The following is a 24787-nucleotide window of genomic DNA, read 5'->3' as shown; positions in this document are numbered from 1 at the left end:
GCACTTGCCATGTAAAACGCCGCTTAAAGTCGCTGCGTTTCCAGATCAGCGGTGGGAATCGGAACCCTTCAGGCGCAGGAATATCAGCCTTACAGCCATGACAACTGCCAGGATCAGGACGTTCGAAAACAGCCCAACCACCGTTGGGACGATCAGGTCGCTGCTATCGTCCCCCATTGCCGCGGGGATCAGAATGGCGACAAAAATGGTTCCCAGTAGAAGCGGCAGGACAAAGCCCGTCTGGGCAGCCGTATTGAACGCGGTTATCACAAGCACCGCAAGCAAGCCGATCCGGAACGGGTCGGATATTTGCGACAGAAAAACTTCGATATATTGCATCGGCAATCTCGTGCGTGCGGGTTTATTGCGTCGGCATTCTGGTATGTGCGGGTCAAATGCATTCGCCCGGGAGATGTTGCGAACCAACGCCGCATTAGACCAAAGTCATAGAACCAAAGCACCTCTGCCCTCGCAGGGGCATTTCTGTCATTTATTGCGGCCGAGCGTGGCGATTCAAGTGAGAACGCCATTCTCTTCAAGATTTGCTCGGCAAAGGGAGGAAATGCAATGGCTATCGCAGCAACCGCAGGCGAAAAGCGACGCGGTATGTCGAGAGAGGAAAAGAAGGTCATCTTCGCTTCCTCGCTTGGCACCGTTTTCGAGTGGTATGATTTCTATCTCTACGGATCGCTGGCCGCCTTCATCGGCGCGGCTTTTTTCAGCCAGTATCCGGAAGCCACCCGCAACATTTTCGCGCTGCTCGCCTTCGCCGCGGGCTTTCTGGTGCGTCCTTTCGGCGCACTGGTGTTCGGCCGCATCGGAGATCTCGTCGGCCGCAAATATACTTTCCTCGTCACCATCCTGATCATGGGCTTTTCGACGTTCTTCGTCGGCCTGCTACCCGGATCGGCGACGATCGGCATTGCCGCGCCGATCATCCTGATAGGCTTGCGCATGCTGCAGGGCCTGGCGCTCGGCGGCGAATATGGCGGTGCTGCGACCTATGTGGCCGAACACGCGCCGGATGACCGGCGCGGCTACTACACCTCGTGGATCCAGACCACGGCTACGCTCGGCCTGTTCCTGTCGCTAGTCATCATCCTCGCCGTCCAGACTTATCTCGGCAAGGAGGCCTTCGCCGCGTGGGGCTGGCGCGTGCCGTTCCTGCTGTCCTTCGTCCTCCTAGGCATATCTGTCTGGATCCGGCTTTCGCTCAATGAATCGCCGGCCTTCCAGCGCATGAAGGACGAGGGCAAGGGCTCCAAGGCGCCGCTGACTGAAGCCTTCGGCCAGTGGAAGAACGCCAAGATCGCGCTGCTCGCTCTGTTCGGCCTGACCGCCGGCCAGGCCGTCGTGTGGTATTCGGGCCAGTTCTACGCGCTGTTCTTCCTGCAGAACGTGCTCAAGGTCGACGCGCAGGCCGTCAATATCATGATCGCCATCTCGCTGGCCCTCGGCACCGGCGGCTTCGTCCTGTTCGGCTGGCTGTCAGACAAAATCGGTCGCAAGCCGATCATCATGGCCGGGCTTGCGCTCGCAATCGTTACCTATTTCCCGCTGTTCAAGGCGCTGACCTGGGCGGCTAACCCCGCGCTTGCCACCGCCCAGGAAAACGTGCGCGCCACGGTCACGGCTGCGCCCGGTGACTGCCGGTTCCAGTTCAACCCGACAGGTACGGCGAAGTTCACGACCTCCTGCGATATCGCCACCGCCTTCCTGACCAAGAACTCCGTACCCTACGACGTGGTCAGCACCGCGCCGGCAGGAACGGCTGCCACGGTCCAAATCGGCGAAACCAAGATCGAATCCTTCGATGCGATCGCCGCCGGCGACGAAGCCAAGGCCAAGGATGCGGCGCTTGCAAAGGGCTTTAACCTTGCGTTGCAGGATACGGGCTACCCGCTGGTCCGCGATCCGGCGAAGGTCGTGGACTCGAAACTCGACGCCTTGGTGGCCGCCAATCCGCGCCTCAACCTTGACGCCGCGGCAATCCGTGCCGGCGACAAGACGATGGTCCCGGTCGAACAGGCTATCAAGGACAAGCTGATCACTGCCGAGGAAGCCGCAGGCGCGACCGAAGTGGCAGTCTATAGTGTTCCCGGCGCGGGCGCGTTCAAGATGGTCGCCGATCCCGCCGCGGTTAACTGGACGGCAATCATCGCAATCCTCTTCGTCCTCGTCATATACGTGACGATGGTCTACGGGCCGATCGCGGCGATCTTGGTCGAGATGTTCCCGACCCGCATCCGCTACACCGGCATGTCACTGCCCTATCACATCGGCAATGGCTGGTTCGGCGGGCTGCTACCGGCGACGGTGTTTGCGATGAGTGCCGCGGCCGGCGACATCTACTACGGCCTCTGGTACCCGATCGCGATTTCGGCAATGTCGCTGGTGATTGGAATGCTCTTTGTTAAGGACACGCTCGGCACCGATCTGCACGCCAAGCAGTAAAGATCGGTCTCGACAAGAAACCCGGCCGCGGGAAATCGCGCCGGGTTTTTTCCACCTTTCTGCCGAGTCAGGGCTATGTTGGGCGGCCGGGCACGAAAGTCGACTTCAAGAACGAGATGTCGCAGGCCCTCGGCGAATAGCGGCGTGGACTTCATCCCTCCAGATTACCCCGTTCCCATCTGATCTCGATAAGGCGCCGAAAGCGCATGGGGGTTCATCTGCTATGCGGGAACAACAGCCGCCCGGATCGCGCTCGGCGTGGCGGTCGGGTTCTTCCTGGTCTCGCTCGTGCTGATGCTGTTCGGCCTGGAAGCTTACAGGCCGCCCGCCAAATAGGCGGCCGCTCCGCCCATCCCCTGTCCCTCGGCTCACAGGACCTGGCGTTCTGCCATCGGGCCGATCGGCCTCTGAAGTGCCGCGCTAAGTAGCAAACAAACCAATTTGTCATCCGGTCACAGAAAAACATTCCAAAGATCGCTGAAAAATAGCACTCGACAAAGTCTACTGATTTAGTAGTTTAACCGCCGAGACGGAGGTCGATATGTCCTATTTCCAGAACGCCAGGACTGCCCGCAAAGGCCAAAGGCTCGGTTCCGACCAGACTTGGCGGCCGGCCTATGAGGGCGCCTTTGCCTATCTCGTCTTTGCCCTTGCGTTCGTGTTCACCGGGGCAGTCGTCCTGGGCCTTATCCCCTGATCATGGAGTCTGGAGTGATCGGTTCCTGACTTACAGGGATAGCGATCTGCCGTTTCGCAATAATCGGAGTTGAATGAACCGAATGCCGGTGTGCTTTTGTGCGCCCTGATCTCAACGTGATGGAGGAGATGGCAATGCCGATCGAGTTCACGCATGTTCCCGGGAAAACTCACCCCGCCGATTCAACCGTGACGTTTTTCTATGATTTCGCGGAAACCGCGACAAAGCTGTCGCTGATCGAGGACATCGGTTTCCAGAAGATCGTCGTCGACGATCCGGCCGGGCTGCTGACCAATATGGATATTGCCGCCCGGGCGCTTGACCGCACCTCATCGCTTGAGGTCGCTCTCACGCATTGGGCGGGCGTTATCGAGCCGACGACGGCGGCACGGCAATTGGCGGGCCTCGACGCAAAAAGCGGCGGGCGGTTGTCACTCAGAATGCTTAGCGAGCCGCTGAACGACGACGATGCCGAGGCACGTCCGGTCGGCCACACGGTCGTCTGGCAGCGGATCGACGAATATCTGGTGCTGCTGAAGCGATTGTGGTCGAACGACAGGCCGTTCGATCATGAAGGCGCCTTCTACAGCGTCAAAGGCGGCTATGTGCCGCGCAAGGGCCCGCAGGGCGCCGGCATGATCATCCGCATGGGCGGACAGTCCGGAACGGCGCTCAGGGTCGCCGGCCGGCATGCCGATATCTTCGAACTGGCGCCGGGTTCGCGCGGCGAGATCCGGCAGCTGATGGAGCGGGTGCGCAGTGCCGCCGCCGAACACGGCCGGGCACACAAGCTGCGTTTCGCGCTTCCCGTCCGGATCCGTTCGGAGGACAACGCCAGTTGCCAGAAGGCGGTCGACATTGCCGGACCGCCGGCGCAGATTGCGCTGTCGCTGCTTCCTTATGCGGCCCTGGGAATCGAGGAGTTCATGATCGTCGGTATCGACAGGCCACGCGAGATCGCAATGGCTGGCCGCGAGGTGATCGCGCTGCTGCGCAACACTCTGGCGCGCCGCGAGGCCGATGTCCCTCAGCCCCGCACGTTTGCGCCTCGCGTGATCCGGGAAGCACGCGCCGGCTGAGCGCGTGGCAGGACTATGCGCTTTGTGGCCGCCAGCCCGAAGCGCTTGGCGGTGCCGCTCATTGCCGGCCTTTCCACATCAGCACCATGAAATAAGGCCCGCCGACCAGGGCAGCCAGCAAACCCGCCGGAATCTGCCACGGGAAAATCAGCATCCGGCCGGCCCAGTCGGCCGAAACAAGCATCATGCCGCCAAGCATCGCGGACGCGAAAAGCTGCGGCACGGCGCGTTGAAGGCCGAGCATGCGGGCCAGGTGCGGCGCCATCAATCCGACGAAGCTCAGCGGCCCGATGACCAGCGTAGCTATTGTCGTCGGCACCGAAATAAACACCAGGAGGATGACCGGACGCGAAAGAGGCTAAGCCCGAGCCCGCGCGAGGCGGCTTCTCCAAGCGGCAGGATTTCCAGCCAGCGGATTGTGAGGGGCACGATGGCCAGCAGAGCAGTCGCCGTCACAGCGGCGATTGTGGCATCGACGGCGGAGGCCCGGTAAGTGGAGCCGGATAACCAGCCGATGAGCGTATCGAGCCGAGGATCGCCGCTGGCGAGCATCACCGCCGAGAATGCCGACGCCATCGTCGCCACCGCGACCCCGGAAAGCAACAGTCGATCATTCGCAATGGGCTGCGGCGGCCGGTCTGCGAAATCATCGCCAGGCTGACCAGAGCCCCGACCAGGCCGACCGCCATCATTGCCGGGCGGCTGACATCAGAAGTCGCGACGAAGAGCAGCAGGATGCCTAGCGAGGCGCCGCCGGAAACACCCAGCACCTCGGGCGCCGCCATCGGATTGCCGGTCATCCTCTGCATCAGCGTGCCGACCACGCCTAGCATCATACCAGCGCAAACCGCGACGACGATGCGAGGCGCCCTGAGCGGCAGGAGGTCGGCAAGTTCGGCGGCCGAGGCCACGTGCCAGCCGGCCGCGCCTCGCCCGACAACAAGCGCGGCGCAGAGAAGAAGCGCCATCGCGAGGAGCCCGACCAGCAGATAGACCCACCCGCTGCGCCTGCGCACGGAAGACACCATGGCGCCGTCCCGATCCGGGCTGGTGGCAATTTCGGCAGGAGGAGAAACAGCAGCGGCGCGCCGAGGAAAGCAGTCGCCACACCGGCCGGGATTTCGGAGGTAAACGGCAGGACCTGCACCAGCCGGTCGGTCAGCCACAACAGCGCGGCGCCCGTAAGCGGTGCCCAGATCATGCGCTGGCGCAAGGTCCTTGCGCCGGCGAGCCTGACCAGCGCCGGCGCCGCAAGCGCCACGAAGCTGATGACGCCGACGGCTGCGACCACCATGCTGCTCAGCGCGACGGCGACAGTTATCCCCGCCAGCCGTGTCACCACCGGCTTCGTCCCGAGGCTTTCCGCTCCCTCGTCGCTCAGGTCGAGAAGCCGTAGCGGCCGGAGCAGAAGGAAGGCAGCCATGCCGGCCAGCGCGAGCCATGGCGAACCGGAGCACTACGGCGTCGCCGTTCTGGATCAGCGAACCGCTCTGCCAGATGAAAAGCTCTTCGGAATATTCGCGATTGGCTGCCATCAGCAGAGCGCTCGCCGAACTGCAGGTGAGGCTGACCACCAGGCCAGAAATGATGATCGCGACCGGCGAGAAACTCCGGCCCTGAGCCAGAGCCAAAACCGCCAGCGTCGACAGGGCGCCGCCGACGAGCGCCACCCATTCGCGACCTTGCTCCAGCATCCACGGCGCGTAGAGCGTGGCGATTGTCAGGGCGACGGTCGCGCCTGCATTGGTGCCTATGGTCGTCGGCTCGGCGAGCGGATTGCGCAGCACCTGCTGGAGCAGCGTGCCGGTCAGGCCGAGCGCCGCGCCGGCCAGCAGGCTGATCGCCAGACGCGGCAGAAAGGCATGGCGATAAAGCAGCTGCCGCGGGTCGGCAAAGTCCGCCGCCCCGAGCGACTGCCACCACATGTCGGCGGGCAACAGGCGTAAAAGCCCGGCAGCGGTGATATATGCGGCGAGCACCGCCGGCACGCCGACGAGGGCGACGAGCCTCCCTCCCATGAAACGAGCACGATGGCCGGCCGTGGACTGCATGACGGTCATGCCCGGGCCACAAACGTTGCAAAACGGGCAGCGGCGGAAAGCCCGCCGAACGGCCATACCGGCGGGATCGTCCTGACGTTGCCGGCTTTGACGCAGGGAAGGTTCGCCCAGAGGCTGCTCTGGTCAATCCTGATCTTCACATGCGGCGGGATCGGATCGAGGGAAATCACGCGAGCCTCGCCGATCGCAACCAATTCTTCGATGCCCAGCAAGGAAAAGCCCCAGCTATCGGTGGCGCTGTCCAGGCATTGGTCAGGCTCAACCTGTCGAGCACGTCGTGGAACAGACTGCCCTTGCCGTAGACGCGGACGTGACGGTCGTCGAACATGCTGACCACAGCGAGCGGTCGCTTTGCCCGTTCTGAGAATCGCCCCCTGATTTCGGCGATTGTCGCCGCGGTCTCCTGGATGAGGCGCTGAGCTTCAGCCTCGCGGCCGAGCTGTGAGCCAAGTTTCAGCGTTTCAATCTCGGCCTGGCGATAAGGCGCTTCGCTACCGTCGTAGAAGGGCACCGTGGGCAGTGGCGCGATCCGCTTGAACGGAGCTTCGTCCAACCCGAAGCCATAGGCGCCGGTGATAAGGTCGGGCTTGAGTTCGAGATTGGGCTCGCCGCGCGAGCCGAGATCGATGCAGCCGGCGGGAAGCGCCGGACCCGCGACCCAGTCGCGGTAGCCCTTGGTGTCGGCGACCGCGACTGGCCCGATCCCGAGCGAGATAACCATCTCGGCCGAGGTCCATTCGAGGCAGGCGATCCGCGGCGGCCGTGCCGCACGCGCGAGGTCGCCGCGCAGACCGAGGCTCGTCGCGGCCAGGCCGGCAAGGCACCGGCGCCGCGTCAGTGGCGCCAATTGGATCCGAGCCTGCACGCGCGGGTCACCATGTGTACTTCACCGAGCCTTTGATCCGGCGACCCTCGCCATAAAAGCAGCCGAAGCTTTCTGCGAAACAGGAGGCGACATAGCGCTTGTCGAACAGATTGCTGACATTGAGGTTCAACTCAGCGTTCTGCCATTTGTAATGCAGCGCGGCGTCGACGAGCGTGACGGCCGGCACCTTGAAGCTGTTGGCATCGTCGCCGTAGGTCGAGCCGACATAGCGGATGCCGGCGCCGAGCCCGAGCCCCTCCAATCTGCCGCTGCCGACAGTGTAATTTGCCCACAGCGAGGCCGCGTGTGCCGGCACGCCGAAAGGCGTGTTGCCCTGGTTGCTCGTTCCATCCTCGTTGATGCTGGTCGGACTGGTGATCTCGGTGTCGAGCCAGGTATAGGCCGCCCGGAAATCGAAACCTGTATCAAGGCTCGCAACACCTTCCAGCTCGATGCCGCGCGCCGGATCTCGCCGGTCTGGAAGATGTCGTTGGGCGCGCCAACACCGCCATGATCAGCGCGTTCCAGGACTGGCCGTTGACGACATAGTTCATGCCCGGCTGCGCCAGTTCGAGCCGCATGTAGCCCGAGATCGCGCCACCCAGCGTCCCCGCCATGATCGCGAATCCGAGATACAGCGTGCCGATCGCCCTATGGTCGGTGGTGAACAGCCAGGCCGCAATCGACCGGCACTCGCGCCTATGTTCGGTGGCGCTCATTTCGCCACCTGCGCTGATGTAGTCGCGGCGCTGACGACCGGATATCGCGTTGCAGCGTCCCGCACCCAGGCATCGAAATCAGGCTGCGCCATGGCCTCGATCGCGATCGGCATGAAGGAGTGGTTCAGACCGCAGATCTGGTTGCACTGCCCGTAATAGACGCCCGGCTTCTCGACGCGTGTCCAAGTTTCGTTGAGGCGCCCGGGCATGGCGTAAATCTGTAGGCCCAGTGCCGGCATGAAGAAGGAGTGCACGACGTCCGACGATGTCACCTGTATGCGCACGACAGCGCCGACCGGGACAACCATGCGATTATCGACCGCTAGCAGACGCGGTTCACCGGCCGGAACGGAGGCCGGCGGCAACATGATGGAATCGTATGCGAAGCCGCCATTGTCGGGATAGGAATAACGCCAGAACCACTGATGGCCGCTGGCCTTTATCGTCAACTGTGCGTCGGGAATGTCGCTCTCATAGGCGAGCAGCTGGAGCGACGGCGCGGCGATCGCGCCCAGCACCAGCACCGGCGCGATCGTCCAGCCGAATTCCAGCCACGGCATGCGCGTGACTTTTGACGCCGTGGGGTGCCGGCTCGCCCGGAAGCGCAAGAGCGCGAAACCCATCAGCATGGCGACGAGCGCGACGATGCAGACGCCGATCAGCAATATGTGGTCGTGCAGCGCAACGATCCGCTCCTTCGTCTCCGAGGCCGAGACGCCGAAACTTGTCTGCCAGTTCGCCGGCGCCTGCGCCAAGCCGTGCCGTGCGTCGAGCATCATTGCGGAGACAAAACCGAGGAAAACAGTGCCCCGCCCGCGCATGACATTTACGCCTTCAGCACGGAGATGAGATGCGCGCCGAGGCGCGCACTGAGCGCCGCAATGGTGAGCGTGGGCGCATTCGCCGTGATGGACGGGAAGACGGACGAGCCGACGATGTAGAGGTTTGGATGGTCGTGGCTCTTCAGGTCCCTGTCGACGACCGAGGTGAGCGGGTCATCTCCCATACGTGTCGTACCGCCCATGATCGCGCTGTCGGCGATCGGGCCGAGCTGCTTGATCTGCGTGGCGCCGAGTGCAGCCATGAGCTTGTTCTGCACATCGCGCGCGACCGCCAGCCCGCGCGCCGTGTAGTCGTCAGACTTGAAGGCGATGTTCGGCCGCGGAATGCCGATCCCGTCCATCTGCTCGCTCAGCGTCACGCGATTGTCCGGATTGGCAAGCATTTCGGCAGAGCTGCCAATGATCAGCTCCCGCGCGACGTGCGAACGGACTGCCGCCTTCAGCGCATCGCCGCGCAGGCCCTGTTTGATGAAGGTCCTCGCAGCCTGGAACGGACCGACCGCCCGCGCCCAGCCCTCATTGGAAGGCGAGATGCCGATGGCCGCACGCTCGTTGCGGAAATCGCCGTCCCGAAGCTCGGCAATGCCGCCGGTCGAGACCGGTCCGCGATAGGTGAACACGGGATCCCTGGTCAGTCCCTGAATGCCGACATCGATCTGCGACAGCAGATTGCGGCCGACCTGGTCGGAACTGTTCGCCACGCCCGTCGGCGCATTGTCTCCCGTCGAAAGCAGTAGCAGCTTTGGCGTCTCAATGGTATGCGCCGCGATGACCACAATTTTTCCGATCGCGCTGCCCTCGCTGCGATCCGGGCGACGGTAACGCACTTCGGCAATGCGTTTGTCCGGACCGACGACTAGCTCGTGCACCACGGCCTGCGGCTCGACATGCGCGCTGGCGCGCTCCGCGATGGCGAGATGATGCGTCGCGTCGTACTTCGCCTGGATGGGGCAGATCGGCACGCAGCTCGCATTGCCGCAGCATTGCGGGCGGCCATCGCGCCACACCGAATTGCGCGCCTGTGGAAATGGCAACACCGAGTAGCCGAGCGCCTTGGCAGCGATGCCGACCTGCTTGTCGGCATAGGTCATGGGGATCGGTGGCATCGGAAACGACTTTGAGCGCGGCGCGCCGAAATCGGCGGTGTCGTCGCCCGCGACGCCGATCTCTTCCTCGGCGGCCTGATACCACGGCTCCATGTCGCCATAGGCGATTGGCCAATCGACGCCGACGCCGAACTTCGAGTGCATCTTGAAATCGTTTGGCCGGAACCGCGCGGCGAGCCCGCCCCAGTGCCACGTGGTGCCGCCGACGATCCTCGCCTGCTGTCCCCTAAAGGTGTCCGGCCCAGCCTCGACATAGTAGGCGGAGAAGTCGGATTCTTCCGGCTGCGGCGCATAGGGCTGGTCGGGGTAAGGCGAGTTCTGGCCCTTCGCGGACGAGTACTGGAATCGTGTCACAGCGGTGCCGCGATCGACGCGCGGTCCCGCCTCGAGGAACAGCACGCTGAAGCCTGCTTTCGCGATAGCCGCGCCGGCAAGCGCCGCGGCTACGCCTGAACCGACAAACACGACATCGGCGGACGCCGGCGCGGTCATTCGGAAAACCGTCCTGGCGGCGGTGCGTTCGCCCACGCGCCAAAATTCGTGTCGCATCGCGTCGGCGGCTTGGTGTAACCGCAGGCATGCCAGACGAATGCATCGAGATAGGTAAGGACGCGTTCTTCCGAGCCGTGCATGACGCTACCCGTATACCAGGCTTGGATGAGCGATTCCGACAGCGGTTTCAGCCCCGCCGACGCAATCGCGCTGTCCCATTCTGTCTCGGGCTGTTCCGTCACGATCGCATGCAGTTTTCCGAGATCGGCGGCGTCAGCGGAGAATGCCTGCAGGAACAATTCCGGCAGCGTGGCGTCGCTCGGCGACATGCCCGTCAGTATGCCTGTCAATTCGCGAAACGCGCTGGGGTCGATCGCGCTGCTCAAGGCGACCTGGCTACGGGCCGCGGCGGGCAATCCGAAGAATGCGGCGAGCGTCGAGACGGCAATGAGAAGCTCGCGTCGCCGCACTGTTGCCGGCGCAGAATGACGTGCCGCCGGCTCACCTACCTGCTTGGGCAGACGCGCATCGTCACTGCCAGCCATCGGTACCCTCAAGGCGAGCCTCTGCTGAACAACGAGGCCGCACGCTTATCTGAAGCTACGGCTCAATCTGAGCTTGGTCAATCCGACCCTTTCAAGCTCAGAACAGTCGAGCCAGAGAGCTCCACATTTGAGATCAAAGGCGCCGCTTGGGCCTGACCTTGCACGCGGCGACCTATCCATGCGGGTGCGGTCGGTGCTGTTCTGGTCGCCTGAGGCGGCGGCGGAATGGCAGCTTCTCGACACAGCATCCCAAATGCAGCCGGTCAGTTCTCGACCAAAACGCGTCTTCACCTTGAACCTCTCCGGCTTTGACCGCCTGCTTTACGTCATCTCAGCGTGCTCGCCGGCATCACCGGCCTGCTCTATATCCGCCTGATCAAGGCGCCGTCGCTGTCGCTGGCCGAGCCGCTGGTGCTGCCTTCGGTGGCAGCCGCGGTGATCGGCGGAACCTCGATCTTCGGCGGCCGCGGCGGCTATACCGGCACGATCATCGGCGCCCTCATCCTCACCGTGCTGACGACGCTGCTGATCATCCTGCAGATGCCCGAAGGCGCGCGGCGGATACTGTTCGGGCTGATCGTGCTGTTCGTGACGGCGGCTTATTTGCGCATTATTGAGGATCGGTAGGGGTGGCGCGAGCTGCTGCTTGTGACCCGAAGGGGACAGCCGGCTTCGCCGCCAGTAGGACCGCTACCGGCGAAAGCAGACACAGTAGCGAAGGGCTACGCGACAGGGGTTGGGCCGGCAGCGTGTCTCATACCGTCGCGCAGCAACTGCACTTTACGGTTTAGCTCGATCATTTCGGGCACCGTGAAGCCCGAATGGAGCAGTAGGGCGGCCGTCAGGCAGCCTGTCTTGGCGTGAAGGTTAGCGCCCTTTTCACTGAGATGGACCTGCACCTGCCGCTCATCTGTCGTGCTGCGCTGGCGAGCAACAAAGCCCGCAGCTTCGAGGCGCTTTACGGCGGGCGTGATCGTGCTTGGCTCCAGCGCCAGTCTGTCCGCGACAGCGCCGATCGTTAGCCCGTCGCGCTCCCAAAGGGCGCTCAATACCAGGTACTGGGTATAGGTGACGCCAAGCTCGTCCAGCATCGGCTTGTAGACACGCTGAATGGCGATCGAGGCGGAATAGATCGAAAAGCAAAGCTGGCCATCCAGCGGTAGCACGGGGTCGTTGGCCATTGTAATCTCCATTTCGTGGCGCGGAGGTCCATTATCACAAAAAATGATATCGCGATAAAGAAATTGCTTTACAAGGCGATTGCGCACTTGTAAACCTTACTTATCGCGATAATGATTATCGTGACAAACAAGGAGATGCCGATATGATCAAGACCCTCATAGCCGCCGCTACGACACTCGCAATGGCGGCAACCGCACTCACACCCGCCGCCGCACAGCCGGCCGGCGTAAAGAACGTCGTTCTCGTCCACGGCGGCTTCGTCGATGGTTCGGGCTGGCAAGGCGTCTACAACATCCTGAAGAAGGACGGTTACAACGTCACCATCGTTCAGAATCCGACGACCTCGCTGGCTGACGATGTGGCCGTGACCAGGCGCGCGATTGCCGGACAGGACGGTCCTGTCGTTCTCGTCGGCCATTCCTATGGTGGCGTCGTCGTCAGCGAAGCCGGAACGGACGAGAAGGTGAAGGCTGTCGTCTACATTGCCGCGTTCGCACCGGACAAGGGCGAGTCCGTCTCCTCGCTGATCGCCAATCCGCCTGCTGGCGCGCCTGTGCCTCCGATCCTGCCGCCCGTGGATGGTTTCCTCTTCCTCGCCAAGGACAAGTTCGCTGCCTCGTTCGCCGCAGATGTAGACGCCGATGTGGCATCGTTCATGGCCGATTCGCAGGTTCCGTGGGGCGTCGAAGCGCTGACCGGCGCAGTCACCGATCCGGCATGGAAGTCCAAGCCGAGCTACTACCTGGTTGCGTCTGAAGACCGAATGATCCCGCCGGCGGCACAGCGCATGATGGCCGGGCGTGCCAAATCAACCGTCACAGAAACCGCCGGCAGCCATGCCGTCTATGTATCAAAGCCCGAGGCTGTCGCTGCACTCATCGAGCAAGCTGCGACAAGCAAGTGAATGAGACTACGTCGACCCCGAAGCGCCTATCGGCGCTTCGGGAACTAATTCAAAAGAGCCGCTCGTGCTGCCTTCGGTGGCAGCCGCCGTGATCGGCGGAACCTCGATTTTCGGCGGCCGCGGCGGCTACACCGGCACCATCATCGGCGCCCTGATCCTCACCGTGCTGACGACGCTGCTGACCATCCGCAAATGCCCGAGGGTGCAAGGCGGATTTTCTTTGGGCTGATCGTGCTTTTCGTGACGGCGGCGCATTTGAGGATTGTTGAGGATCGGTAGGGGCGGACGCGAGCTGCTGCTTGTGACCCGATTCGGCTCCAAACTGTTGCGGAGTGCCGGCTTAGGCTGCGAATTTTGACCTCAGGGAATTTTCAGTGGCGCCACCTCCGTTGCGAAACTTGCGAGTTTTGCAACAACCTTGTTGGCGAGAATATTTTGTATACCTTGAACCGTCGCCGGGCCTCCCTGGCTGAGCAGGGTAAAGGATGGACGGCGTATGCAAGTTCAGTTGAAGCAGCTAAACGGAAGCTGGAATTCGGGGTACGCGCTGCATAAACACACTCTTTCGAGTGTGTATTTGGGCGATGACGCATACGGGCATCCCCAGTTCGATACCACGAGGTCCGAACCAGGCGAAGCCCTCTTTAAGCTCAAGTATCGCAATGATTGGTCGCAGGTCGGCCCGATCGCTGCGCAAGTCCAAACCTCGTTGCTGCCGCTTTTCCAGAATGTTGGGATGATCATTCCTATGCCTGCATCGACCGTCCGGCCCCGCCAGCCTGTCGATGCAATCGCTAACGAGCTCGGGAGACTCACGAATATCCCTGTCTTCAACAGCATCGTTGTAAAGGGCGACGCGCCAGAGGGAAGCCCACAGCTCAAGAATATGAATTCGAGGGAGGAAAAGAACGCGGCCCTGGAAGGACGGTTCTCTATAAATCCCAGCATAACAAACGAGGGTCGTTGGAACGCTTTGCTGCTCGACGACTTATTTGACACTGGTGCAACTATGGATGCGGTGTGTCAGGCTCTTCGGACCTATCCCAAAATCGTCCACATCTATGCTGCCGCCGTTACGTGGAAGTGACCCCATGACCACTGTATTCATTGCAGGATCGATCGCTATCAGCAGGCTTCATGAGAAGGTCAAAGCGCGCATCGAAAAAATCGTCGATTCCGATCTAGACATTGTCGTCGGTGATGCTGACGGCGCAGATTCCTCTATCCAAGAATGCCTTCTTCGATACGGAGCCAAACGAGTGAAAGTTTATTGCAGTGGCGATCGCCCACGCAACAATCTCGCCGACTGGCCCGTTAGCAATGTTTATCCAAAAGCATCGCCCGGCAGTAGGGCGTTCTATACCGCAAAAGATTTAGAAATGGCCCATGCTAGCAATTACGGTCTCATGATTTGGGATTGTAAGAGCACTGGAACGCTGAGCAATGTTATTGAATTAATTAAGGAAGAGAAGAAGTCTGTTGTTTTCGTAAACAAAAACAAGGAATTCCTTACCGTAGCTGACGCTGATGGTTTGAGTCATTTGCTTTCGTTTATGTCGGACCATGCTCGTGCAAAGGCCGAGGAAAAAATTGGGCTTTCCTCGAAAATCGCGGCCATCTCACAACAGCAATTCTCTTTGCCGATTAAAGGAAATAAATCCAAGCAAAGGCCTAGTGTGGCCCACACGGCTGCAGTGGAAGACGCAGATCCAGCGCACCCCGCAAACATGAAACTGCGGTCTACTTTGATGCAAGCCATCGAAAGACATGTACAGGCGCAGGGATGGACGCAAACAGAGGCTGCACGCAGACTTGGTGTTACGCCACAGCGCATTTCCGACCTCTTGCTTCACAAGACCGGAGTGTTTGGTCTCGATTCGCTTGTTAACATGGTGGAAGCAGCTGGCCTGCACATCGAAGTGCGCGTGGCAGCATGAACCATTCCTGCCGCTGAAATAGCGAAGGGGAGGCCGCTTGGCGACAAAAAGACTACTCCTGGCGCAAAACGGCTTCGCCGCACCTGCGGTTTAGATGTGGCTGCGCAGACAACCACTTCGGCTCGATTTCCTTGGTCGGCATCGCCTTGGCGACACCTTCGCGCCGAGACGGACGGACCGGTATTTCTGGCAATCGCTTCCGATCATCGGAGCGATGGGTTTCATGCGGCAATGATCGTGTTAACTTCAGCCAACAGAAGCGGCGAGAGCCCAAGGCTGCCAGGTGGTCGGGTCCTTAACCATTGAAGGGCCGCTGCGACGTCGAGGTCCTTCCTCGCAGAAAGCTCGTTGAGCTTCATCGCGGTGACGCGTGATAGCCCGAGCGCGATAAAGCTGATCATTGTCTTGTCGGATGCTCCGACCTCTAAATAGAGAGGAAGTGACGGTATGCTCGATACGAGGTCGATCATCCCCGCACTGTCGAGCGCATATACTAGAAGAGCGCTGTAACAGCCAAACAAGCGAACCGCTTGAAACCGAATTTCGGTCTCGATCAGATCGAGCGTATTGCGAATGATGGTCTGCTGAGCCTTCCTGGGGTCACGTTTGATTTGTTCGTCGATGATCTGCGGGAGGGACAATCCTCGCATCCATTTCAGCGCCATAAGAGCATGAAAACGATGTAAGGCTTTCGATGTATCGATCCCTAAAATGATCTCATGGCACAGTTCCAATATATTCGCGTATGACTGGAAAGCTTCGCTTTCACGCGGGTGTCGCGGAATGAGGGTCTGCGCTGCATCGACCCCCCGGCCAATAGTCACCTCGAGGCGGCCAAAGAGACGCTGCTGTTTGTGCGCCGAAATGTTGGGGGTGCGGCGCAATATCTCGGCCGGAATGGATACCATGGCGTCGGCGGTGACGAGTGCGGCTGATAAGACCTGGGACTCAGGACCGTCTGCAGCAATTCCAATCCGTGCAAGCGTGGTGGATAGTTCGCCGCGCTTGTGGTCTGAATAGAGGCGACCGAAGGCTGTCTCAAGATCGGGCTGATCTCTCCGACCCGCTGCTGCCTGATCAATAATGACAGTGACGAGCTGTGCCTCATGCTCCCTCACGCTGGTCTCAATCGCTGGGACGACGATGGAATCCTTTGGGCTATCCAAAGGTTTCTTCTTCCAGTTGGCGTAGTCGATCAGAAAGATATTGCCTTGGAATTCGCGCCGCAACCGACCGGCGCGGCCGGAGAGGTTCCAAAAATCGGTGGATTCAAGAGCGTTGGTGCGTCCCTTCTCGGGCGCGTACATAAAAATGTTTTTCGCAGGCAGATTGACGCCTTGAAGAAGAGTACTGGTGCATACGAGATAGTCAACATGACCGGCAGAAACAGCCGCTTCAACGGCTCGGCGAAGTTGGGTCGGAATGTTCGAATAGTGGAAAGCGATGCCCCGTTTGACGCATTCCACAAGGACATAATTCGGGTGAACCGCCTCTTTGGCAAGTTCGGCCAAAGCTAGCTGTTCCTCGGTAGGCTCCCGATTAGAGAAGAGGTCCGCCAGCTGAATCGCGATCTTCTCTGCCTCTGCGGCGCCATTCGCGTAAACGATATTCGATTGGCCGAGTCCAAGCCGAGCGGCAACGTGCACCAGCTTCTCCACGCGGCTCGCAATAGTCTGACCTAGCTGGAGGCTGGTCACTTCGACAGGTGCTGCAGACCCGTCGCCAACGGTATGGATAACTATTCGGCCCTTAGTCACAGAGTCTATTTTTAAAGTAAGAAAATTCTGCGCGACGGTTGGTTCGACCGACGTGAACTCGACCACGTTCGGCAGGCCGAACAGTCGAGCGAAGACACCAAGGTTTCGGATGCTGGGGCTAGCAAAAAGTATCTGAGTCTCAGGATTGCGTGAGAGCAAGTCGTCAATGACCCACTGAAGAAGAACACCGCGAGCTCCATCGGCGATCGAGTGTGCTTCATCGACCACCACCACATGCGTATTGAAATCCGGATGAGCCGCAAGCGCAAGTTGAATGCGCTCCTGTGTCATGATGTAAATCGCTCGAGTTGGAAGCGCCGTTTCCGCGTCAATCGGAATCGTGACGATATCCGGAACGTGGCCAGCGAAACCTTGGAATTGAGCGGCGAGATCCTCTGCCACCTGGCCGATGAGTGCACGTGTAGGTACGAGATACACAACGGAATGAGGCCGGTCGACAGCGAAGAGCGACGACAGGTAATTTTGTAGGACATAGGACTTTCCGGCCGACGTGGGTGCGGCCAGCGCAATGGGTTTTCTGGCTACAAGACTGGTCCATAGGTCGTGCTGAAAATCAGTTAGATAGATCGTCTGCTGATTGACCGCGATTTCGCGCCCGTCTGCTGAGGCAATCTCTTCGGTGGCTAGAACCAGTGGCAGTAACGCTTGAGCCTCGGCAACTTCCGACCGCGTGCTGAACGACGGAAAATTCCCAAGCCGCGCGAGGACAACACGAAGCGCTTGGTCCAGCGGGAGTGTCGATGCGCCAAAAAGTTCATACGTGCAGGTCGCCGCGCGGAATGCTGCCTTGCGGTGCCGCTGGTCGCTCGAGCACGCGAGAATCGCAGCGGCGCGAATGAGCTTGCTCGCTTCCTCTGCGGTGACGGCGATCCCCTCAGCGCCGAGTTCCCTGCGCAGCCATGCTAGTTCGATGCGGCGCGATGCCTCGTGAAAGTTCACGTTACCCCAGACCTTCTCGATCAGCTCCAGGGTCATGACTTCCAGCCAATCTTGGCTTGAAACAGATCGCGCAATTCTTGGACCGAAGGCACAGGAAAGAAGAAAATTTCGATGGGACGGTTAACGAGATTCGCCGCCTCGATGGCCTTTGCCAGCTTGGGTGCCAACTCCTTCAGCTTCGCTTCTGCGAGTTTTGCGAACTCCGCGTCAGCCTTCTCGGGCTGAGTTGACGCCAGTGCGTGAAAGGCATCAAAATTGAAACCAAGCAGACAGGTCGTCACGTCATAGCGTTCGTTGTAAGCGTCATCGTAAGGATCAAGGTATTTGAGGATGGCCGATTTGCTTGCGCCATCGAGACCAGAAAAGTCAATATTCCGTTGCACAAGTTCAATCTCGTGCTGCATCTTAGCCGGCTCCAACGCTTCTGTAATCGATGAAATTGCTGCGGCTATCGCGTCGCCGATGTCGGAATAAAGTTTGGACTCGCCCCAATACAAGAGTAGTCGCGATTGCTCGGCCGAATAGCGCACATGGATACCATCCGAACCATGGATGGGCATCTCCCGGTTGGTCTTTAGGGACATTTTCGCAACCAGTTGAGGCGCGTCCAAAATCCACTCAGTCAGTAGGTACAAGAGCAGTTCGCCGGCTTCGCCATTGCGGTTGGTCGCTTCATTGGCGCGTTTGAAGAGCGCCTTTGCGGATTCCGAAAGCTGCGAGATTTTGAGCTTGAAATGGTCCACGCTAACTTTGCCGTAGAGGTCGTCGACGACCTTAACGTCGGATCGCGGCAGCGCGAAGGATGTCAGATAGTGAACGACAGCATCTATGAGTTCATGGATAGTAGCTTTTCCCTGCCGGAACGCAGGAAAATGTAGCCGCAACACCACACCTTCGCACTCGCATTTGACGGTGTGTTCGAGTGCCCGAAGGCGCGGCATTAATTTCGAGTAATCACGCCGCAGACCTGCAAGAGCGACCTCCAAATCCAACGCCTCATACTCTGCATTCTTGCTTGGCGCCACGTTGTCCTGCAATCGATTTAATGATTCACGTAGGTTGGGGCTTTGTTAACTGCAAATGCAAGTGGGCGAAGGCAGATTAATGCCACACAGGGTCAAGAGCAGGTTATGTTGCCGACGACCACACAGGTTTTGCAAAATAGCTTTGCCGGTCCGAGCGTAAGTCGGGCATAAGCCGCAATAAGCGGTAGCGCCTAACGGCTGTCTGGTTTCTTAAGCGGCGCGAAGATCAGGCTATGGCGCGAAAAAACTTCGCCGCCGTACCTGCGGTCTACTGTTGCCGTTCGGCTTCTGAGTCGCATTTTAATGGTGCGCGCACTGTCCCCCCGTCACCTGCTCCGCCTCCTCGATTAGGATCGCCCGATGTCGCGCTTGCCTTGCCACGAAACATGCCGTCCGTCAGGCCCCTCCACAGCGTTAATCATCGCGCACGCTCCCCGGTCAGCGCGAAAATCAGCGTGGAGCGATCTCTGCGACGAGATCGTTCGTCGTCTTGACCCCAGCCATGAAGCCGGCGGCATTGAATTCGTTCATGACGAAGAAAGCGCCGACGCCGCGTGTCGGTGCAATCGCAACATAGAGAAACATCCCTTGCAGGCCGCCGCTCTTCTGGAGGATGAGCGGGCGATGCTCGTTGGGGAGCATGATGACCCATCCGAGGCCCATGGCGTCCATCGGGCCGCCGTCATCCAGCCCCACCGCCGACGCGAGCCCGTCCCGGTACAAAAAAGCCGCGTGGTTCAAAAGCCGCAACTCGGCGTCGGCCGCGGAAGGCTTGTTGTCGACATGCCAGTTCATCCAGCGCAGCAGGTCATTCGCGGTCGAGTACAATCCACCGGCGCACTCCATGGCTGTGCTCGTCGGCACGATGGGCATGGCGCTGCCGTCGAAGTTATGGCCCTGCATCAGGCGCGGCTCGTCCGCCGGTCTTGGGTTGAAAACCGTGTCTTTCATGCCGAGGGGATCGAGGACACGCTCCCGCAGGACCTCGGCATAGGGCTTTCCCGAGACATTCGCGAGCGCCGCTCCGAGGAGGTCGTATCCGAAGTTCGAATAGAGAACGGCGGTGCCCGGCGCGAACAGCAGCGGATTGTCCTCGAGGGCGGCAATCTGCGCCTCCTTGGTGTTCGTAGAGAAGGGGTCGGAGGGAGGCGCCTCGGCCACTGGCACCTCCCGCGGAAGGCCGGAAGCTTGCGCGACGAGATCGATCAGGCGGAGGGCGCGGCCATCCTTCTCAGGGAGCGTAACGTCCCAGCCAAGGCGATCCTGCAGCCGGTCAGTAAGCTGTACCTTGCCGTCGATCGTCAGCGAGGAAAGCACACTGCCGCAGAACACTTTGCTCACGGACGCGATACGGAACATTGTGTCGCCGTCGGGCACTTTCTCGCTCCCGTCGGCAATCTTGCCGAAACCGCCCAAGGCCGTCTCGCCGTTGCGCACGGCGCCGAAGATCAGGCTAGGCACCTCGGTGGAGAGATACAGGATCGTACCGTTGAACTGCACCGCTTCCGTCAGCAGCTTGTCCTCGGCATGTCCATAAGAGGGAACGGCTGCGATTGCCGTCAAAGCGATGGCCATAAGTCGGCGCGATCGAGACAAACGCATTGCCAACTCCTTTGATAAAGCTGCAGAATAAAATCTTCGGAAAAAGGGCCGCCGCGTAGTATCTAACCATCTCTCCAGAAGCAGGAGATGTCAACAGAACGAACCGAAGGGGTAATCGGCGGCGGTGGCGTAGTTTCGGCGGCTATTTGCGCTACAGTCCTGCCGTATTTCTTGTCCTTCGTCAGTTGATCGGGGCTGATCTCTAAAAAACTCGCCGCTGTACCTGCCGCTTGGCCATACATCGCCTTGATGCGTGGCGTTCCCCTTGCGCGCTCGGCCGCCGCCTCACACAGCCAAGCTCCCCTGCTCCGCCTCCTCGGCATTGGGGTCGCCCGGTGCCGTTGCCCAGGCCAGTTCGACGAGCGTCACGACCCGCCGGCCGAGACCGTCAAGCTGGCAGACGATGAGGCCCTGCTCCTCGATATAGGTCAGCAGGCGCCGGGCGCGGCGCAGCGAGTGCGAGCCATAGGCGCGGGCAATCGTCGCGTCGCTCGGGCAGGGCCAGCCCTCCTTCGCCGCGCGGGCGATCATCATGAACACGCCCTGCATATCCTCGGGCAGCAGCGAGGCGCGCGCCGAGACGTCCTGCCACGCGTCATCCCCTGCCATGTCGGAGCCGAGGCCGGCGCGGGCGCGCGTCAGCATGCGACGGAAGGCGGGCAGATCCGGCACGACTGACGCCAGGCCCTCTATGCGGCAGCGGACCACGAATTCCTGATAGAGCACACCGATGACACGGAACCCCGCATCGGGCTGCGCCAGCACGGCGCGCAAAACCCGGTCGACCCGCTCACGCCGCTCCGCCAAATCCTCGGCGCTGATCGGCGGCGCCGCCGCTTCGCTGCGGATTTCCAGCGCCGCCGACTTTGCCGCCATCAGCTGATCGAGCAGGTCCGGCGACGACCGGCGCTGCGGCCGGACGGTTTCCGGCGGCGGCGCTGCCAGGATGATCGCGCGGGCATCCGCCAGCGCTGCTTCCGGCAGCGGCATCAGCCGCGGGGTGCCGTTGCGTGGGCTTGTATCGGTCGGGCCGATGCGCAAGCCGAGCGGACGGCGCGACAGCGCCGGGCCCAGCGCCATGAATTGCCCGCGCTCCAGGTCGCGAAACGCCTCGGCCTGCCGCCGCTCCATGCCGAGAAGGTCGGCGGCGCGCGCCATGTCGATATCGAGGAAAGTCCGGCCCATGAGGAAATTGGAAGCCTCGGCGGCGACGTTCTTGGCGAGCTTGGCCAGCCGCTGGGTGGCGATGATCCCGGCCAGCCCGCGTTTGCGGCCACGGCACATCAAATTGGTCATGGCGCCGAGCGAGAGCTTGCGCGCCTCGTCCGAAACCTCGCCCGCCACTGCCGGCGCGAACAGTTGCGCCTCATCCACCACCACCAGCATCGGGTACCAGTGGTCGCGGGCGACCTCGAACAGCCCGCCAAGGAAGGCGGCGGCGCGCCGGATCTGGTTCTCGGCGTCGAGCCCCTCGAGATTGAGCACCGTGGAGACGCGATGGATGCGCGCGCGCTCGCCGGCACTCTGCAAGCCGCGCTCAGTATGCTCCTCGGCATCGATGACGAGGTGGCCGAAACGGTCGCCCAGCGAGACGAAGTCGCCTTCGGGATCGATGATGGTCTGCTGCACCCAGGGCGCACTCTGCTCCAGCAGCCGGCGCAGCAGGTGGGATTTGCCGGAGCCGGAATTGCCCTGCACCAAAAGGCGGGTCGCCAGCAGTTCCTCAAGATCCAGCACCGCCGGGGCGCCTGCGGTCGTGTGGCCCATCTCGATCGCAACGGTCATATCTCGGCTCTCCTTGAGGAGAGGGCTTATCAACCGCATCACAGCCCGTCGAGCGCGCATGGCCGGCCGCTCGCTGTTGCGCACAGCTGGTCGCTGCGCGCGGCGTCAGTTCGCCGAGGTAAGCATCACGGGATCCTGCGTGAGATGCTGCCGCTTGATCAGGATGATTGCCGAGAAGGCCAGTATGCCGAGCATGCCGGCCGCAGCGGTCAGCCAGAGCGACGGTTGGACGCCCATGCCTGCCATCGCCATGGCAAGGGCAAACGGCGCAAGTGCCGAAGAAAACTGACGTGCGGCCGTCACCCAGCCGAGCCGGGCGCCGTAGCGCTCCCGCCCGAACAGTTCCAGGGGCAGCGTGCCGCCGACGATGCTGGCGAGGCCCGAGCCCAATCCAAACAGGATGACGAAAGCGATGGCTCCGGCCACCGACGGTGTCGTCGCCAGCAGGACGACAAGGCCGAGCGGCAGCAAGGTCGCGCCGATCACCGCGAGCCAGGTCTGCGCCAGCCGGCCGCCGAACAGCATGTTGATCAGTCGGCTCGCCACCTGGGACGGCCCGAAAAGCGTGGTTACGACGAGCCCGGCCGAGCCAAGCCCGAGCGCCGTCGTCAGCGGCACCATGTGAACGAGGATCGAGGACAGCACGAAGCCCTCGATCGCGAAGCCGCCAAGCATGAGCAGAAACACTCTGCTGCGGTCGCGTGGCGTGAAGGCACCGCTCGCCGGCCCGATGGCCGAAGGTTCCGCCGAAGCGTTTTTGTCCGCCCGACGCGATAGCCGCGCCAGCCAGGCATGGATGGGCAGGCAGACGGCGACATTGATGCCGGCAAACACCAAATAGACCTCGCGCCAGGTCAGGTGTTCGTGAAGTGCCGCCGTCAGCGGCCAGAACAGGGTGGAAGCGAAGCCGGCGATCAGCGTCAGATGGGTGATGCTGCGCTGCGCCCTGGCGCCGCCGATCTGGACGATCGCGACGAAAGCGGCGCTGTAGAGCACGAAGGCGGACGCAAGCTCCATCGCTATCAGGGCCAGCACGAAGGTCACCCGACCGGGTGCTGCCGCGCAGGCGACAAGCGCTGCCGCGGCGGCAGCCGAACCAACGGTCATCACCCGGCCGGCGCCGAAACGATCGGCCCAGCGCCCGGCTGTCGGGGCAAACAGCCCACCCGCCAGCAGCGACGCCGACAAGGCGCCGAAAACCCATTGCTCCGGCCAGGCGAACTCGACCGCAATGGACGGCACCAGGATGCTGAAGCTGTAGTAGAGCGTGCCGTAGCCGATGATCTGCGTCAGCCCCAACGCCCAGAGCGCAGCAGCCGGGATTTTCCGGTCGCTCATTGAGCGGCGATCTTGAGATCGCCGCCGCGCACTGCTGCGATCGCTTGCGTGCTGCCGCAGCCGCACCCAGACTTGCCGCTCGCTTTAGCCCTGGCGTCGTCGACACAGGCATCGACAGCAGCCGGCGCTGGTCCGCCGCAGCAACCCTGAGACGACGTGCCTGAAATTGACGCCGGCACCGTGCAGACGCCGGTCTCGGGCAGCACCAGCTGCACGGCATCGGCCGCCGCCATGTCGCCGGCGAGCGCCGCGGCGACCGAGCGGACCTGCTCATAGCCGGTCAGCAGCAGGAACGTCGGCGCGCGGCCATAGCTTTTGACGCCGACGGTGTAGAAATCGGGCTCTGGGTGGCTGAGCTCGCGATGACCATGCGGCGGCACGTCGCCGCATGAGTGCTCGTTGGGATCGATGAGCGGCCCGAGTGCCTTGACGCCTTCGAGCCAAGGATCGAGGTCCAGCCGAAGCTCCCGGGTCAAGGCGAGATCGGGGCGCTGCCCCGTCGCGGCGATGATCCGGTCGACGGGGCCGAGTGTGCGCAACCCGTCCTTTGTCTGGCCTTCGACAACGAGGCGGCCGTCGACCTCGCGAATGGCAACCGTGGCAAAGCCAGTCACCAGCCGCACGCGGCCGCTTTCGGCGAGTTCCCGCACATCGGAACCAAGCTCGCCCCGCGCCGGCAGGGCGTCGGCATCGCCGCCGCCATAGATGCGGACAAGGTCGGTGCTGCGCGTCACCCATAGTGCCGAGGTGCCCGGTTCGGTTTGCGCGAGCTCTGCCAATTCCAGCAAGGCATTGGCGGCGGAATGGCCGGCGCCAACCACCAATGTCGTGCGGCCTGCATAGACATGACGATCACGGCCGAGGACATCCGGGATGCCGTAGGCGATGCGGTCGCCAAATTCCCTCTCGCCTTCGGCCGGTATGCCGCCCGCGCCGAGCGGGTTCGGCGTCTGCCAGGTGCCGGACGCATCGACGACGGCACGAGCGCTGTCCCGGCGCATGCCCCCGGCCGTTTCGACCAGAAGCATGAACGGCCGCGTCTCCCGCGCCTTGCTCAGAACCTTGTCGGCCCCCCAGCGGGAAATGGCGACAACACGGGCACTGGTCTCGGTCGACGGCGCCAATCCGGGGAGCTTTGCGAGCGGCGCAAGATACTGGCCGACGATTTCATCGGCCATAGGAAATGCGGCTCTCCAGAAGGTTTCGGGCAACCGCATCGACACAATAGCGCCACGGCGTGAAAACCCGCACATGGCCCCAATCCAGAAGGTTCGAGCCGACCGCGGAACCGGCCTCGTAAACTTTGACCGGAAGGCCGCGGCTGACGAGCTGGGCGGCCGCGGCCAGGCCGACAGGTCCGGCGCCGATGATGGCAACCGGGAGATTGCTGTTGGGAACCATGACACACCTTCTATGTTTCTAGGATTACAGAAATATC

At 61.7% G+C, this 24787-nt stretch carries 22 protein-coding genes and 5 pseudogenes; 8 read left to right on the top strand and 19 right to left on the bottom strand.

Translation table 11 applies throughout. The features are described 5' to 3' along the window. Nucleotides 1-45: 45 nt before the first annotated feature. Nucleotides 46-339, bottom strand: a complete 294-nt coding sequence (locus NKH36_RS08585; RefSeq protein ID WP_352961138.1) for a hypothetical protein — start codon at nt 337-339, stop codon at nt 46-48. A gap of 228 nt (nt 340-567) precedes the next feature. Between NKH36_RS08585 and NKH36_RS08580 the strand changes: the two genes are divergently transcribed. The 3 genes from NKH36_RS08580 (at nt 568) to NKH36_RS08570 (ending at nt 4230) form a co-directional block, all read left to right on the top strand. Further along, nucleotides 568-2454 carry an MFS transporter gene (locus NKH36_RS08580; RefSeq protein ID WP_352961136.1) on the top strand — a complete coding sequence of 629 codons (1887 nt, stop codon included), beginning with the start codon at nt 568-570 and terminating at the stop codon, nt 2452-2454. A gap of 541 nt (nt 2455-2995) precedes the next feature. Further along, nucleotides 2996-3151 (top strand): hypothetical protein, encoded by a 156-nt coding sequence (locus NKH36_RS08575; protein WP_352961134.1) that lies wholly within the window; start codon nt 2996-2998, stop codon nt 3149-3151. A 134-nt stretch (nt 3152-3285) separates the two neighbouring features. After that, a complete protein-coding gene (locus NKH36_RS08570; RefSeq protein WP_352961132.1) occupies nt 3286-4230 on the top strand; it encodes an LLM class flavin-dependent oxidoreductase in 945 nt (314 codons plus the stop codon). A 58-nt stretch (nt 4231-4288) separates the two neighbouring features. On the opposite strand, the pseudogene NKH36_RS08565 reads toward NKH36_RS08570, so the two are convergent. The 11 genes and pseudogenes from NKH36_RS08565 to NKH36_RS08515 form a co-directional block, all read right to left on the bottom strand. After that, a pseudogene (locus NKH36_RS08565) lies at nt 4289-4806 on the bottom strand (iron chelate uptake ABC transporter family permease subunit). Further along, nucleotides 4782-5141, bottom strand: coding sequence for an iron chelate uptake ABC transporter family permease subunit (locus tag NKH36_RS08560; RefSeq protein WP_352961508.1), 360 nt, complete (start codon nt 5139-5141; stop codon nt 4782-4784). The pseudogene NKH36_RS08565 and the gene NKH36_RS08560 overlap by 25 nt, the downstream one beginning before the upstream one ends. Beyond that, nucleotides 5063-5653, bottom strand: coding sequence for an iron chelate uptake ABC transporter family permease subunit (locus NKH36_RS08555; protein ID WP_352961506.1), 591 nt, complete (start codon nt 5651-5653; stop codon nt 5063-5065). Before NKH36_RS08555 ends, NKH36_RS08560 begins: the two co-directional genes overlap by 79 nt. A gap of 106 nt (nt 5654-5759) precedes the next feature. Then, nucleotides 5760-6155 (bottom strand): annotated as a pseudogene (locus tag NKH36_RS08550) (iron chelate uptake ABC transporter family permease subunit); the annotation flags it as partial. 131 nt (nt 6156-6286) lie between these two features. Next, on the bottom strand, nt 6287-6502 hold the full coding sequence (locus NKH36_RS08545) for a TroA family protein (protein WP_352961130.1): 216 nt from the start codon (nt 6500-6502) through the stop codon (nt 6287-6289). Then, nucleotides 6457-7155, bottom strand: a complete 699-nt coding sequence (locus NKH36_RS08540; protein ID WP_352961128.1) for an ABC transporter substrate-binding protein — start codon at nt 7153-7155, stop codon at nt 6457-6459. The genes NKH36_RS08545 and NKH36_RS08540 overlap by 46 nt, the downstream gene beginning before the upstream one ends. Nucleotides 7156-7162: 7 nt before the next feature. Then, nucleotides 7163-7603, bottom strand: coding sequence for a TonB-dependent receptor domain-containing protein (locus NKH36_RS08535; RefSeq protein ID WP_352961503.1), 441 nt, complete (start codon nt 7601-7603; stop codon nt 7163-7165). Next, entirely contained in the window at nt 7581-7874 is a 294-nt protein-coding gene (locus NKH36_RS08530) for a hypothetical protein (RefSeq protein WP_352961126.1), read from the bottom strand. The genes NKH36_RS08535 and NKH36_RS08530 overlap by 23 nt, the downstream gene beginning before the upstream one ends. Next, nucleotides 7871-8695 carry a cytochrome c oxidase subunit II gene (gene coxB, locus NKH36_RS08525; RefSeq protein WP_352961124.1) on the bottom strand — a complete coding sequence of 275 codons (825 nt, stop codon included), beginning with the start codon at nt 8693-8695 and terminating at the stop codon, nt 7871-7873. The genes NKH36_RS08530 and coxB overlap by 4 nt, the downstream gene beginning before the upstream one ends. A gap of 5 nt (nt 8696-8700) precedes the next feature. Further along, nucleotides 8701-10314 (bottom strand): GMC family oxidoreductase, encoded by a 1614-nt coding sequence (locus NKH36_RS08520; RefSeq protein ID WP_352961122.1) that lies wholly within the window; start codon nt 10312-10314, stop codon nt 8701-8703. Then, a complete protein-coding gene (locus tag NKH36_RS08515) occupies nt 10311-10859 on the bottom strand; it encodes a sugar dehydrogenase complex small subunit (protein WP_352961120.1) in 549 nt (182 codons plus the stop codon). The genes NKH36_RS08520 and NKH36_RS08515 overlap by 4 nt, the downstream gene beginning before the upstream one ends. A gap of 333 nt (nt 10860-11192) precedes the next feature. On the opposite strand from NKH36_RS08515, the pseudogene NKH36_RS08510 reads away from it, so the two are divergent. Beyond that, nucleotides 11193-11486 (top strand): annotated as a pseudogene (locus NKH36_RS08510) (ABC transporter permease); the annotation flags it as partial. Between the two features lie 95 nt (nt 11487-11581). Here NKH36_RS08510 and NKH36_RS08505 read toward each other — a convergent pair. Then, on the bottom strand, nt 11582-12040 hold the full coding sequence (locus NKH36_RS08505; protein ID WP_352961118.1) for a MarR family winged helix-turn-helix transcriptional regulator: 459 nt from the start codon (nt 12038-12040) through the stop codon (nt 11582-11584). Nucleotides 12041-12183: 143 nt separating this feature from the next. Here NKH36_RS08505 and NKH36_RS08500 point away from each other — a divergent pair, with 143 nt between their 5' ends. The 4 genes and pseudogenes from NKH36_RS08500 to NKH36_RS08485 all read left to right on the top strand — a co-directional run bounded on the left by NKH36_RS08500 (nt 12184) and on the right by NKH36_RS08485 (nt 14882). Then, a complete protein-coding gene (locus NKH36_RS08500) occupies nt 12184-12945 on the top strand; it encodes an alpha/beta hydrolase (protein ID WP_352961116.1) in 762 nt (253 codons plus the stop codon). Between the two features lie 52 nt (nt 12946-12997). Beyond that, a pseudogene (locus NKH36_RS08495) lies at nt 12998-13224 on the top strand (ABC transporter permease); the annotation flags it as partial. Nucleotides 13225-13441: 217 nt separating this feature from the next. Next, nucleotides 13442-14032 carry a ComF family protein gene (locus NKH36_RS08490; protein ID WP_352961114.1) on the top strand — a complete coding sequence of 197 codons (591 nt, stop codon included), beginning with the start codon at nt 13442-13444 and terminating at the stop codon, nt 14030-14032. A 4-nt stretch (nt 14033-14036) separates the two neighbouring features. Then, nucleotides 14037-14882 (top strand): helix-turn-helix domain-containing protein, encoded by an 846-nt coding sequence (locus tag NKH36_RS08485; RefSeq protein WP_352961112.1) that lies wholly within the window; start codon nt 14037-14039, stop codon nt 14880-14882. 221 nt (nt 14883-15103) lie between these two features. Here NKH36_RS08485 and NKH36_RS08480 read toward each other — a convergent pair whose 3' ends face one another. The 6 genes and pseudogenes from NKH36_RS08480 to NKH36_RS08455 form a co-directional block, all read right to left on the bottom strand. Beyond that, a complete protein-coding gene (locus NKH36_RS08480; RefSeq protein WP_352961110.1) occupies nt 15104-17635 on the bottom strand; it encodes a DEAD/DEAH box helicase in 2532 nt (843 codons plus the stop codon). Then, nucleotides 17632-18624, bottom strand: a complete 993-nt coding sequence (locus tag NKH36_RS08475) for a HamA C-terminal domain-containing protein (RefSeq protein ID WP_352961108.1) — start codon at nt 18622-18624, stop codon at nt 17632-17634. The genes NKH36_RS08480 and NKH36_RS08475 overlap by 4 nt, the downstream gene beginning before the upstream one ends. A 450-nt stretch (nt 18625-19074) precedes the next feature. Continuing rightward, entirely contained in the window at nt 19075-20199 is a 1125-nt protein-coding gene (gene ampH / locus NKH36_RS08470) for a D-alanyl-D-alanine-carboxypeptidase/endopeptidase AmpH (RefSeq protein WP_352961106.1), read from the bottom strand. 312 nt (nt 20200-20511) lie between these two features. Next, entirely contained in the window at nt 20512-22011 is a 1500-nt protein-coding gene (locus NKH36_RS08465) for a helicase HerA domain-containing protein (protein ID WP_352961104.1), read from the bottom strand. A 105-nt stretch (nt 22012-22116) separates the two neighbouring features. After that, a complete protein-coding gene (gene arsK / locus NKH36_RS08460; protein WP_352961102.1) occupies nt 22117-23349 on the bottom strand; it encodes an arsenite efflux MFS transporter ArsK in 1233 nt (410 codons plus the stop codon). Beyond that, nucleotides 23346-24750 (bottom strand): annotated as a pseudogene (locus NKH36_RS08455) (NAD(P)-binding protein). Before NKH36_RS08455 ends, arsK begins: the two are co-directional and overlap by 4 nt. Nucleotides 24751-24787 lie beyond the last annotated feature (37 nt).

Origin of the sequence: Mesorhizobium sp. M1312, assembly GCF_040318115.1 — a bacterium.
Classification (GTDB): Bacteria; Pseudomonadota; Alphaproteobacteria; order Rhizobiales; family Rhizobiaceae; genus Mesorhizobium.
Note: the sequence above shows the minus strand (reverse complement) of the source record. Positions and strands in the feature narration are given on the sequence as shown.

Excerpts from the sequence above, each read along its gene's own strand:
- NKH36_RS08585 (WP_352961138.1), bottom strand. The coding sequence starts at position 339 with ATGCAATATATCGAAGTTTTTCTGTCGCAAATATCCGACCCGTTCCGG.
- NKH36_RS08580 (WP_352961136.1), top strand. The coding sequence starts at position 568 with ATGGCTATCGCAGCAACCGCAGGCGAAAAGCGACGCGGTATGTCGAGA.
- NKH36_RS08575 (WP_352961134.1), top strand. The coding sequence starts at position 2,996 with ATGTCCTATTTCCAGAACGCCAGGACTGCCCGCAAAGGCCAAAGGCTC.
- NKH36_RS08570 (WP_352961132.1), top strand. The coding sequence starts at position 3,286 with ATGCCGATCGAGTTCACGCATGTTCCCGGGAAAACTCACCCCGCCGAT.
- NKH36_RS08555 (WP_352961506.1), bottom strand. The coding sequence starts at position 5,653 with ATGGCTGCCTTCCTTCTGCTCCGGCCGCTACGGCTTCTCGACCTGAGC.
- NKH36_RS08530 (WP_352961126.1), bottom strand. The coding sequence starts at position 7,874 with ATGAGCGCCACCGAACATAGGCGCGAGTGCCGGTCGATTGCGGCCTGG.
- coxB (WP_352961124.1), bottom strand. The coding sequence starts at position 8,695 with ATGCGCGGGCGGGGCACTGTTTTCCTCGGTTTTGTCTCCGCAATGATG.
- NKH36_RS08520 (WP_352961122.1), bottom strand. The coding sequence starts at position 10,314 with ATGACCGCGCCGGCGTCCGCCGATGTCGTGTTTGTCGGTTCAGGCGTA.
- NKH36_RS08515 (WP_352961120.1), bottom strand. The coding sequence starts at position 10,859 with ATGGCTGGCAGTGACGATGCGCGTCTGCCCAAGCAGGTAGGTGAGCCG.
- NKH36_RS08505 (WP_352961118.1), bottom strand. The coding sequence starts at position 12,040 with ATGGCCAACGACCCCGTGCTACCGCTGGATGGCCAGCTTTGCTTTTCG.
- NKH36_RS08500 (WP_352961116.1), top strand. The coding sequence starts at position 12,184 with ATGATCAAGACCCTCATAGCCGCCGCTACGACACTCGCAATGGCGGCA.
- NKH36_RS08490 (WP_352961114.1), top strand. The coding sequence starts at position 13,442 with ATGCAAGTTCAGTTGAAGCAGCTAAACGGAAGCTGGAATTCGGGGTAC.
- NKH36_RS08485 (WP_352961112.1), top strand. The coding sequence starts at position 14,037 with ATGACCACTGTATTCATTGCAGGATCGATCGCTATCAGCAGGCTTCAT.
- NKH36_RS08480 (WP_352961110.1), bottom strand. The coding sequence starts at position 17,635 with ATGACCCTGGAGCTGATCGAGAAGGTCTGGGGTAACGTGAACTTTCAC.
- ampH (WP_352961106.1), bottom strand. The coding sequence starts at position 20,199 with ATGGCCATCGCTTTGACGGCAATCGCAGCCGTTCCCTCTTATGGACAT.
- NKH36_RS08465 (WP_352961104.1), bottom strand. The coding sequence starts at position 22,011 with ATGACCGTTGCGATCGAGATGGGCCACACGACCGCAGGCGCCCCGGCG.
- arsK (WP_352961102.1), bottom strand. The coding sequence starts at position 23,349 with ATGAGCGACCGGAAAATCCCGGCTGCTGCGCTCTGGGCGTTGGGGCTG.